Annotated in this window: 5 protein-coding genes, 2 rRNA genes and 2 pseudogenes; 7 read left to right on the top strand and 2 right to left on the bottom strand. The window is 70.9% G+C overall.

Features of this window, described 5'->3' with window-relative positions; all coding sequences use genetic code 11:
- Positions 1-506: ribosomal RNA gene (locus tag G3I41_RS19910) — 23S ribosomal RNA — on the top strand; the annotation flags it as partial.
- 79 nt (positions 507-585) lie between these two features.
- Positions 586-702, top strand: a 5S ribosomal RNA gene (gene rrf, locus G3I41_RS19905).
- A 57-nt stretch (positions 703-759) separates the two neighbouring features.
- On the opposite strand, the pseudogene G3I41_RS36940 reads toward rrf, so the two are convergent.
- Positions 760-996 (bottom strand): annotated as a pseudogene (locus G3I41_RS36940) (hypothetical protein); the annotation flags it as partial.
- Between the two features lie 362 nt (positions 997-1358).
- Positions 1359-2789: a glycerophosphoryl diester phosphodiesterase membrane domain-containing protein gene (locus G3I41_RS19900; protein ID WP_164401683.1), complete on the bottom strand. Its 1431-nt coding sequence runs from the start codon at positions 2787-2789 to the stop codon at positions 1359-1361.
- 140 nt (positions 2790-2929) lie between these two features.
- On the opposite strand from G3I41_RS19900, the gene mtnA reads away from it, so the two are divergent.
- From mtnA to G3I41_RS19875, 5 genes and pseudogenes are all read left to right on the top strand, one after another.
- Entirely contained in the window at positions 2930-4075 is a 1146-nt protein-coding gene (gene mtnA / locus G3I41_RS19895; protein ID WP_164401682.1) for an S-methyl-5-thioribose-1-phosphate isomerase, read from the top strand.
- 4 nt (positions 4076-4079) lie between these two features.
- Positions 4080-4769, top strand: coding sequence for a two-component system response regulator MtrA (gene mtrA, locus G3I41_RS19890; protein WP_203601371.1), 690 nt, complete (start codon positions 4080-4082; stop codon positions 4767-4769).
- 1 nt (position 4770) lies between these two features.
- Positions 4771-6780, top strand: a complete 2010-nt coding sequence (mtrB, locus tag G3I41_RS19885; RefSeq protein ID WP_203601369.1) for an MtrAB system histidine kinase MtrB — start codon at positions 4771-4773, stop codon at positions 6778-6780.
- Positions 6781-6865: 85 nt separating this feature from the next.
- On the top strand, positions 6866-8635 hold the full coding sequence (locus G3I41_RS19880) for an LpqB family beta-propeller domain-containing protein (RefSeq protein ID WP_164401687.1): 1770 nt from the start codon (positions 6866-6868) through the stop codon (positions 8633-8635).
- A 65-nt stretch (positions 8636-8700) separates the two neighbouring features.
- Positions 8701-8891 (top strand): annotated as a pseudogene (locus G3I41_RS19875) (ComF family protein); the annotation flags it as partial.

The raw sequence follows: 8891 nt of genomic DNA, 5'->3' as shown, positions 1-8891 counted from the left end.
CGGCAGTGGCTTGTGGAAGCGCTGTCGCTCAACGGATAAAAGGTACCCCGGGGATAACAGGCTGATCTTCCCCAAGAGTCCATATCGACGGGATGGTTTGGCACCTCGATGTCGGCTCGTCGCATCCTGGGGCTGGAGTCGGTCCCAAGGGTTGGGCTGTTCGCCCATTAAAGCGGTACGCGAGCTGGGTTTAGAACGTCGTGAGACAGTTCGGTCCCTATCCGCTGTGCGCGTAGGAATATTGAGAAGGGCTGTCCCTAGTACGAGAGGACCGGGACGGACGAACCTCTGGTGTGCCAGTTGTTCTGCCAAGGGCATGGCTGGTTGGCTACGTTCGGAAAGGATAACCGCTGAAAGCATCTAAGCGGGAAGCCTGCTTCGAGATGAGTATTCCCACCAACTTGATTGGTTAAGGCTCCCAGTAGACGACTGGGTTGATAGGCCAGATGTGGAAGCCCGGTAACGGGTGGAGCTGACTGGTACTAATAGGCCGAGGGCTTGTCCTCAGTTGCTCGCGTCCACTGTGTTAGTTCTGAAATAACGAACAGCCGTGTTGTTGCCCGGTTGGTTCTAATTTCATAGTGTTTCGGTGGTCATTGCGTTAGGGAAACGCCCGGTTACATTCCGAACCCGGAAGCTAAGCCTTTCAGCGCCGATGGTACTGCAGGGGGGACCCTGTGGGAGAGTAGGACGCCGCCGAACAATTATTGTGGGAAAGCCCCGTGCCGATGGCACGGGGCTTTTCTGCGTTTCAGCTCGGGCGACCGTGGGCGGGCGCGTGGTGGCCCGCCAGCCCATCGATCGGACGTCGCTCCCGGGAACGTAAGCGCTCAGGCGGTCGAACTCCGTGGCCTCCCCGCGTGTGAGAACGCGTGTGAGAACGCTGGAGCGACCGTTGAGTTCGGCATTCTGGCGAGGCGCGACGGGGCGCTTGCGGCTTGTGAACGGCGGAAGGACGCGCACGGTCCATGGCGCGCGGCGGCTGTGCCGGATCAGCGGGGCCGGCGGCAGCGCTCGGCATCACGGCGGGTGTGGACAGCCCTTAGGCGCCCAGTTCGTGCGACGCGGCGAGGGATCGGGCCCAGCAGGTCCTGGCCACGCCAGGGGAAACGCGCGCAGTGCCGTCTTTCGGCGATGGCCCTGCTGCCGTAGCGGTCCGCCGAGCGGGGACGAGGGGCCGTGCTGGTCCCGGAGCGGCGCCCGCATGTGACGGCGTCGAAGCCCCGGGCCGCTGTCCGCGTCTTTGGACAGTTCGCGCCGGCCGCCTCCAGGATGGGCAGGCGGCCGGCGTTCACGGGGCGCCGCCGATCGCGCGTGCCGGCAGTCGTGCTGCCGTACCGCCCGCCCCCGAGACGGTGTCAGTTCTTGCTGTCGAAGCCGGGCAGCCCCGCTGCCCTGGCCAGGTCGAGGTCGAGCGCTTCGCGGCGGATGCGCTGGTCCACGTAGAGAAGGGCCGTGACTCCGGCTGCGAGCGGATACGTGAGGGTGGCGGCGACCACGTCACCGATGGCGGTGATGATCAGGAACGGCCAGCCGAACTCGGTGGTGGCTTCCCCGGAGAGGAGGGAGCTCAGGGTGCCGTCGTCCACTCCCATCGCGACGACGCCGAAGGGGATGCCGACCACCAGCCCGACGACCAGCGTCAGCAGCCAGGTCAGCGCGAGGATGCCGAACGTCCGCCACCAGGCGCCCCGGACGAGCTTCGCGGAGCGACGCATGGCGGCGGCCACCGACTGCCGTTCCAGCATCAGCGCGGGCGCGGCCAGGCTGAATCGGACCGACAGCCACAGGAAGACGGCTGTCGCGGCGAGCAGCCCGAGGAATGCGAGGCCGACTCCCGCAGTGTCGCCGATCAGGAATCCGGGGAGGACGCCGGCGGTCATGATCACTCCGCCCATGACGGCGAGCAGGAGGGTCAGGCCCAGCAGGGGGAGGAGCCTGGGTCGGGCTTCGGCCCAGGCTTCGGACAAGGTGACCTGGCGGCCCAGCACGGAGCGGCTGATCACCACGGTCATGACCGACGTGGTGAAGATCGTGGCCAGCATCGAGATCAACAGGGGCGGGGCGAGGTCCAGGAGGCTGTACCGGAGCGATTCGGTGGCCTGACGCAGCGCCTCGGAGCCGGTGGCGTCGCTGTCGACCGAGGGAGGGTTCGGCAGCAGATTGCGCTGGATGAGGAGGATGGCGGTCTGGGCGATCACGGCGACCGCGAGCGTGATGCCGAGCACCGTGCGCCAGTGGGCGCGCATGGTGGAAACGGTGCCGTCCAGGATCTCGCCGATGCCGAGCGGGCGGAGCGGGATGACTCCGGGCTTCGCCGCCGGCGGCGGGCCGCCCCACCCCGATCCTTGCGGCGGAGGGCCCCATCCGGCGTCCCGCGGCGGGGAGTTCCAGCCGGGGCCGGGGCTGTGTGCACGGGTGCCCCGACCCGGGTGGGGCGCCGGGGCGGCGGAGCCGATGCGGGTGGGGCTCGGAGGGGACCACTGGCCGGCGGGCGGCTGCTGGGCGGCCCAGGTCCCCGAGGGAGCGGCGTCGTCGGCCGGCTTGGAGGGGTGGGGGATGCCCGTTTCCGGGCCGTCCGTCTCCCGGGCGGCCGTTGGCTTGCCGTCGGTCTCCCGACGGTCCGCGTTCTGGCCTGTCGCGTCCTGAGCTGCCGTTTCCCGACCAGCCGTCTTCCGATCCGCCGCTTCTCGGTCGGCCAGTTCTCGGTGGTCCGTTTCGCGGCCGTTCGTCTGCTGGTCGTCGGAGGGGGCGGATCCGGGCGAGGCCCAGCCCGGAGTGTCGTTCATGGTCGCTCCTTCGCGGTCCTGTCCGCGCGTCGCGGCGTCAGGCTGGCAGCCATCGTGTCACGCGTCGACGCCATCCGGGCCGGGCCCTGTGACCGGCTCGTGCCTTCAGCTCCGGGCGGGTCACCGGGCAGACTGGGCGGATGGCTGATCAGGACGCGCAAACGCCCGTGGGCATCGAACCCGCCGGGCTGCCCTCAATTCGCTGGGACGAACCTCCGGAAGGCCCCGTGCTGGTGCTCCTCGACCAGCGGCGGCTGCCCGCGGAGGAGACGGAGCTGGTGTGCACCGACGTGCCGGCTCTGGTGGACGCGATCAGGACGCTCGCCGTGCGGGGGGCGCCCCTGCTGGGGATCGCCGGAGCTTACGGGGTGGCCCTGGCGGCGGTGCGGGGCTATGACGTGGCGGAGGCCACCGGGCTCCTGGAGCGGGCCCGGCCCACCGCTGTGAACCTGGGGTACGGCGTGCGGCGGGCCGCCGCGGCGTACTGGGCGGCACTCGACAAGGGAGCCGGTCAGGAACGGGCCGGGGCGGCCGCGCTGGCGGAGGCCAAGGCGCTGCACCAGGAGGACGCCGAGGCCAGCGGCCGGATGGCCAGGCACGGGCTCGCCCTGCTGGACGAGCTGGTTCCGGGCGGGGGCCACCGGCTGCTGACCCACTGCAACACGGGGGCGCTCGTCTCCGGGGGTGAGGGCACCGCCTTCGCGGTGGCGCTCGGGGCCCACCGGGAAGGACGACTGAGGCGGCTGTGGGTGGACGAGACCCGTCCGCTGCTGCAGGGCGCCCGGCTCACCGCGTACGAGGCGGCGCGCAACGGCATGCCGTACAGCCTGCTCACGGACAACGCGGCGGGGTCGCTGTTCGCGGCGGGGGAGGTGGACGCCGTGCTGATCGGGGCGGACCGCATCGCCGCGGACGGGTCGGTGGCCAACAAGGTGGGGAGCTATCCGCTGGCGGTGCTCGCCAAGTACCACCACGTACCGTTCATCGTGGTCGCGCCGACGACGACCGTCGATCTGCTCACCGCGGACGGCGCGTCCATCATCGTGGAGCAGCGTTCCGGGCGGGAGGTGACGGAGCTCACAGTCCCACCGCGTGGAGCGGGGGACGAGGAGGTGGGCGGGGTGCTCGTCGCCCCGGTGGGGACTCAGTCGTACAACCCCGCCTTCGATGTCACGCCGCCGGAGCTGGTCACGGCGATCGTCACGGAAGAAGGCGTGATCTCGCCGGTCACGGGGGCCGGGCTGGCAGAGCTGTGTGCCAGATCATCGCAGGTAACCATGAGCTAATGGGATGATGTCGTTTATGAAGGGACGCGTCCTTGTCGTCGACGACGACACCGCACTGGCCGAGATGCTCGGCATTGTGCTGCGTGGTGAGGGTTTCGAGCCGTCGTTCGTAGCGGACGGCGACAGGGCACTTGCTGCATTTCGAGAGGCGAAGCCGGACCTGGTCCTGCTCGACCTCATGCTGCCCGGCAGGGACGGCATCGAGGTCTGCAGGCTGATCAGGGCCGAGTCGGGTGTGCCGATCGTCATGCTGACTGCCAAGAGCGACACGGTTGACGTGGTGGTGGGCCTGGAGTCCGGGGCCGACGACTACATCGTCAAGCCGTTCAAACCGAAGGAGTTGGTGGCCCGGATCAGGGCACGTCTGCGCAGGTCCGAAGAGCCGGCCCCGGAGCAGCTGACCATCGGGGACCTGGTCATAGACGTCGCCGGGCACTCGGTGAAGCGGGACGGGCAGTCCATCGCCCTGACGCCGCTGGAGTTCGACCTGCTGGTCGCGCTCGCGCGCAAGCCGTGGCAGGTCTTCACCCGTGAGGTGCTCCTTGAGCAGGTCTGGGGTTACCGGCACGCGGCGGACACTCGTCTGGTCAACGTTCATGTGCAGCGGCTCCGCTCCAAGGTCGAGAAGGACCCGGAGCGGCCGGAGATCGTGGTGACGGTCCGAGGCGTCGGTTACAAGGCCGGACCGAGCTGACATGTCCCTGGGTAGCACTGCTCCGAAGCCCGGGGAGCCGGGAGTCCGTGCGGAGCGGGCTGCCGGTTCAGGGCGCACCTCGTCCCCCGTCGAGCGCTTCCTGCAGGGCGGCCGGTTGTTCCAGGACCGGGCGCCCGGCGGGCCGGTGCCGCGCTTGCTGATGCGCTGGGTGCGGCGTCCGCTGCTCCCCGTCGTCCGGCTCTGGCGGCGCAACCTCCAGCTGCGGGTCGTCGCGGGCACGCTGCTGATGTCGCTCGGAGTGGTGCTGCTGCTCGGCCTCGTCGTGATCGGGCAGGTGCGCAACGGCCTGCTCGACGCGAAGGGCAAGGCTGCCCAGACCCAGGCCGCGGGCGGCTTCGCGGCCGCCCAGGAGAAGGCCAACGCGCCGCTCACCCCCGTCGCCGGGCAGGGCGACGACGTGGCGGACGGCACGATAGAGAACAACTCCTGGCGCACCGAGCTCGTCGACCAGCTCGCCAGCGGCGGCAAGAACGCCTTCAACGTGATGGCGCTCAGTGCCGACGAGGGGGCCCGTGCGCCCCGTGGTTCGGGGCACGTCAAGGCGGCCAGCATCCCGCAGAGCCTGCGGGACGCGGTGAACAAGGGCCCCGGCGCCTTCCAGACGTACTCACTGATCGAGTACGAGAACGGGCAGGAGTCCCAGCCCGGCCTCATCGTCGGCAAGCGCCTCTACGACATCGACCGCGACCCGTACCAGCTCTACTACGTCTTCCCGCTGACGCAGGAGGAGAAGTCCCTGAACCTGGTCAAGGGCACGCTGGCGACCGCCGGCCTGTTCGTGGTGGTGCTGCTGGGCGCCATCGCCTGGTTCGTGGTGCGCCAGGTCGTCACCCCCGTACGGATGGCCGCGGGCATCGCCGAACGGCTCTCCGCCGGCCGGCTCCAGGAGCGGATGAAGGTCACGGGCGAGGACGACATCGCCCGGCTCGGCGAGGCGTTCAACAAGATGGCGCAGAGCCTCCAGCTCAAGATCCAGCAACTGGAGGAGCTGTCCCGGATGCAGCGGCGGTTCGTCTCGGACGTCTCGCACGAGCTGCGTACGCCCCTGACGACAGTACGGATGGCCGCCGACGTCATCCACGAGGCACGGGTCGACTTCGACCCCGTCACAGCCCGGTCCGCCGAGCTGCTGGGCGACCAGCTCGACCGTTTCGAGTCGCTGCTCTCCGACCTGCTGGAGATCAGCCGCTTCGACGCCGGCGCCGCCGCGCTGGAGGCGGAGCCGATAGACCTGCGGCAGGTGGTGCGCCGGGTGATCGGCGGCGCCGAGCCGCTCGCCGAGCGCAAGGGCACCCGGATCCGGGTCGTCGGCGACGAGCAGCCGGTGATCGCCGAGGCCGACGCACGACGCGTCGAGCGGGTCCTGCGCAACCTCGTCGTCAACGCCGTCGAGCACGGCGAAGGGCGCGATGTGGTCGTGCGCATGGGCGCGGCCGGCGGAGCGGTCGCCGTCGCCGTCCGGGACTACGGCGTGGGGCTGAAGCCCGGCGAGGCGACCCGGGTCTTCAACCGCTTCTGGCGGGCCGACCCGGCCCGGGCCCGGACCACCGGCGGTACCGGCCTGGGCCTCTCCATCGCGGTGGAGGACGCGCGGCTGCACGGCGGCTGGCTCCAGGCGTGGGGCGAGCCCGGCGGCGGTTCCCAGTTCCGGCTGACGCTGCCGCGTACGGCGGACGAGCCGCTGCGGGGCTCGCCGATACCCCTGGAGCCGGAGGACTCGCGGCGCAACCGGGAGAGCCGGGAGCGGGCCGAGGACGCTTCCGCCCCGGGCGGCGGGAACCGGCTGCTCGCCGTGCCCTCGCAGCACGCCGGTACGGGCCGGGCCCCGCTTCCGGTGCCGGCCAGGACCGCGCCCGCATCGGTGCATCCAGCGGCCCTGCCGGGCAACGGGGCGCGGGTGGTGCCGCGTCCTTCGGAGGAACGGCAGGCCGGTCACAACGACTCTCCGGGGCACGAACCGGGGCGGGAGGACACGATCCGTGAGGACTGACCGTCGTCAGGGCGGCCGTGGGCGTGCGGTGGGGGCGACCGTGCTGGCCGGATGCGGCGCGCTCGTGCTGTCGGCGTGCGGCTCGATGCCCGTCTCCGGGGACGTCAAGGCCGTCGACGCCTCGCAGCCCGGCGATTCCCAGGTGCAGGTGTACGCCGTCGCCCCACGGGACGGCGCCACCCCGAACGAGGTGGTGGACGGCTTCCTCGAATCGATGACCAGCGACGACTCCGACTTCCGGATCACGCGCAAGTACCTCACCAAGGAGGCGTCGCGGCGGTGGAAGCCGAGCGCGGAGACCACCGTGCTGGCCAAGGCGCCCAACCGGAGCGACCGCCCGGCCCGCGACCACGACCGCAGTACGACCGAGGTCAGCTTCACCCTGACCGGGGAGCAGGTGGCGACGGTCGACGCGCGGAACGCGTACCAGCCGCTCGTGCCGACGGACTACTCCCGCACGGTCCACCTGGTGCGGGAGAAGACGCCGGAGGGCAGGGAATGGCGCATCGACTCCGTGTCGGACGGCCTGGTGCTCGGCCAGTCCGACTTCAAGCGGCTGTACCGCTCGGTCAATAAGTACTACTTCGCGACCGGTCGGTCCGACGCGGACGCCACTCTCGTCGCCGACCCCGTCTACCTCCGCAACCGGACCGACCCCGCGACGGGGATGGACACGGTGACGCAGGCGGTCCGCAGCCTTCTGCGGGGCCCGACCGACTGGCTGCGGCCGGTCGTCGCCTCCCGCTTTCCCACGGGGACGGACCTCCGCAAGGGGGTCGCCTCGCTGACGCCGGACGACCGCAACGTCCTGAAGGTCCCGCTCAACAGGAACGCGGACGGGACCGGGCAGCGGGTCTGCCGGATGATGGCCTCGCAGGTCCTCTTCACTCTGCGGGACCTGACGTCCGCGCGGGTCGAACAGGTGGAGTTGCAGCGTTCCGACGGTTCGCCGCTGTGCGTGCTCGACGCGGACCAGGCCGAGGAGTACGCCCCCGACGGCTCCTCGGGCGGACCCGACAGCCAGTACTTCGTCGACGCCAAGGGCCGGGTGGAGCGCATCCCGGGCAGCACCAGGGGCAGCGGCGAGCCGGAGCCGGTGGCCGGACCCTTCGGCGAGGGCGCGCTGAAGGTGAGCGCGGTCGGCGTGGCCCGGGACGAGCAGTCGGCGGCGGTGCTCTCCCAGCACGACGAGTCGCTCTACGTGGCCTCCATCGCCGTGGACGGCGAGCTCCCCGTACCGGCTGTGACGAGCAGGGCGGCCGACCCCGACGACCGGCTGACGGCGCCCAGCTGGGACGGCCGGGGCGACCTCTGGGTGGCCGACCGCGACCCGGAGAACCCCAGGCTGCTGCGGCTTCCCCACGGCACGGACAAACCGCGTGAAGTGAGCGTGCCGGACCTGGGCGGCAGCCGCATCGCCGGGCTGCGGCTCTCCTCGGACGGGGTGCGCATAGCGCTGCTGCTGACGAAGGACGGCCACACGACCCTGAAGATCGGCCGGATCGAACGGCTCGGCCCGCAGGACGACGCCCAGGTGTCCGTGGTCGACCTGCGCCAGGCGGCGCCGCAGTTCGCGGACGTGACGGCGGTGTCCTGGTCCGGCCGCAGCCGGCTCGTGGTCGTCGGCAAGGAGCAGGGCGGCGTGCAGCAGGTCCGTTACGTGCAGGCGGACGGCTCGACCCCCTCCTCGGGCGTCCTGCCCGGGGTGAACCAGGTGCTGGCCATCGCCGCCGCCGACGACGAACAGCTGCCGCTGATGGCGGACACCTACGGCGACGGGATAGTCAAGCTCCTCCCCGGGGACAACTGGCAGACCGTGCTCAAGGAGGGCTCGGCGCTGGTCTACCCGGGCTGACAGCGCCGCCGGGCGGGTTTTCCACAGGGGTGGCCCGTCGGCTCCGCAAGGAGCACAGTTGAGGTGTGCGGGGATGGTGGCGGGAGATCAGCGGGCTCGTGCTTCCCGTGTCCTGCGGCGGCTGCGGCAGGGCGCGCACGGAGTTGTGCGAAGCGTGCGGCGCACAGGTGCACGGCGGAGCGCCGCGCCGCGTGCGGCCCTCGCCGGAGCCGCCCGGCCTGCCCGTGGTGCACGCCGCCGCCGGGTACGAGGGCGC

This window comes from Streptomyces sp. SID9727 (assembly GCF_010550605.1).
Taxonomy (GTDB): domain Bacteria; phylum Actinomycetota; class Actinomycetes; order Streptomycetales; family Streptomycetaceae; genus Streptomyces.
The sequence above is the reverse complement of the archived record's forward strand: the minus strand, read 5'-3'. Positions and strand labels throughout refer to the sequence as shown.